A 1985-nucleotide genomic window follows, 5' to 3' on the forward strand; every position below is an offset into this window, starting at 1 on the left:
GCCATGTCGATACCTGGAACAATCGCGGTGCGGCACTGAGCAATCTCGGGCGGCACGAAGAGGCCCTCAGATCCTATGATATGGCACTCCAGATCGAGCCGGGACATTGCATCGCATGGATTAACCGGGGGAGTGCCCTTGAGGGGCTCGGCAGGTACGAAGAGGCGATTCTGTCATATGACCGGGCACTCACGATAAATCCGAAGCATGCTGGTGCATGGAATGACCGGGGATTGGTCCAGAGCACCCTTGGGCGATATGAAGAGGCCCTTGAAGCCTTTGAAAATGCAGTCCGGCATGATGACGGCCTTGCCCCGGCATGGACCAGCCGGGGCCGTGCCCTCCATGCCCTCGGCCGGTATGAGGAGGCGATTCTGTCATATGACCGGGCAGCGAAGATCGAGCCCCGTTATGTGGATGCATGGGCACTGCGGGGGTCTTCACTCAACTCCCTTGGCAGATATGCTGATTCAATCGAATCATGCGATCAGGCGATAGCAATATACCCGGATTTCTGCATTCCATGGTACATCCGGGGTGCTGCCCTCGATGCCCTCGGAAGGCATGCAGAAGCAATAGAAGCATGGGAAAAGGTGCTCGGCTTTGTTGCAGAAACCCGGTTCCAATGGTACTACCGGGGGCTGGCACTCACGAGGCTCGGCAGAAGCGAAGAGGCGGAAGAGGCTTTTTTGGAGGCACGTGCCGCTGCCAGGCTCTGTATCCTCGATCCCTCTGATGAGGAGATAGGGGAGGCAGGGAATAAATAATCGGACAGGGGGAGCGCTAAACGAGGCATCTTCCGTCCTATAACCCTCAATACTGACAGTATACCGGGCTTCGATTACCTGTCTCAATAACGTGGATGATCATCACCGCATTTGTAATAGTGAGGATGACCCGGTAGTCCCCCACCCGTAGAGAATAAAAAGACGGCTCGCTGCTCCCTTTGAGCTTTTTTACATGGATTTTTGGATTCGTTTCACCGGCAAGCGTGCTTAGCTCCCGGCATATTGCCTTTCCAACAGGTACCGGGAGCCAGATAAGATCTTTTTTTGCAACGGCTGAGATCAACACTTTATACGCCATTCAATCAGTCATCCAGAAGACCAAGTTCGCTTGCAACAGCTTCAAGAGATTGAACTCTACCAGCTTTGATATCGGCAAGCGACTCCTCTATTGCCCGGATCGTTTCATCACTGAGAGGTTCATCGTCGATCGCAACCTCGATTAGTCGTTCGATAACATCTTCAAACGGTTCCTTCGGGTGCACCTTCAACGATGCCAGCCGGTCCCGGAGATCAGTGCTGATCCGGATGGTTGTGATAGCGGGCATATTGAGATATATGAGAATATATCATCATATATCTTTGCATATCTGAATATGCAATCATTCAGATGAGAAGAGAGGATCTTATGCAGGGCGAGGATTGGCAATCACAGGAGCAATCCGCTACAAATACCTTTTTGGAGTGATATCCTGAAGATATGATTCGACCCTCGTATAGACCTCACTCGAAAGCGCATCACGGGAAAACGTCATTCTCCTCGCATGGAACGAGGGCTTGGCACTCCATATCTCCTCCCAGGCGATCTCGATCCCGGATTGGATTGCGGGAACAGAATAGTCGATCGGCGCCCATACATATGGTGCAGGAATGATTATTTCCCGCTTTGTTGCCCTGTCGATACAGAGATCGTGGGGGCAATCAATCCATATGATTGCTACAGGCATCTTTGAGCTGAGAAGTGCATCGCGGACCAGGCAGGCATACGAACCCATCCCTGAGAACTCAAGGATTGCCGGGGATGGATCAGAACATGCCTTCAGGAAATAACGCCATGCCGTCTCTTCACCATCAATTGTGCCATCAGAATACCCAATCCGGCAGTCATCAATGGATGTATACGGATGACCGATCTCGTGTGAGAGAGCTCGTGCAAGTGTTGTCTTCCCGGCACCAAGTGTTCCGATGATGAGAATCTTC

General features: G+C 52.0%; 4 protein-coding genes. 1 reads left to right on the forward strand and 3 read right to left on the reverse strand.

Annotation, left to right across the window (positions count from 1 at the left end):
* The coding region (locus QCH34_RS11505; protein ID WP_300334306.1) for a tetratricopeptide repeat protein at positions 1–767 on the forward strand (767 nt) is incomplete at its 5' end.
* A 46-nt stretch (positions 768–813) separates the two neighbouring features.
* Here QCH34_RS11505 and QCH34_RS11510 read toward each other — a convergent pair.
* From QCH34_RS11510 to QCH34_RS11520, 3 genes are all read right to left on the reverse strand, one after another.
* On the reverse strand, positions 814–1086 hold the full coding sequence (locus QCH34_RS11510; protein WP_300334309.1) for a type II toxin-antitoxin system RelE/ParE family toxin: 273 nt from the start codon (positions 1084–1086) through the stop codon (positions 814–816).
* A gap of 4 nt (positions 1087–1090) precedes the next feature.
* Positions 1091–1333, reverse strand: coding sequence for a hypothetical protein (locus QCH34_RS11515; RefSeq protein ID WP_300334312.1), 243 nt, complete (start codon positions 1331–1333; stop codon positions 1091–1093).
* 117 nt (positions 1334–1450) lie between these two features.
* Positions 1451–1985 (reverse strand): AAA family ATPase (locus QCH34_RS11520; protein WP_300334315.1); only part of this gene is annotated, 535 nt, incomplete at its 5' end.

This window comes from Methanocalculus sp. (assembly GCF_029762515.1).
Classification (GTDB): domain Archaea; phylum Halobacteriota; class Methanomicrobia; order Methanomicrobiales; family Methanocorpusculaceae; genus Methanocalculus.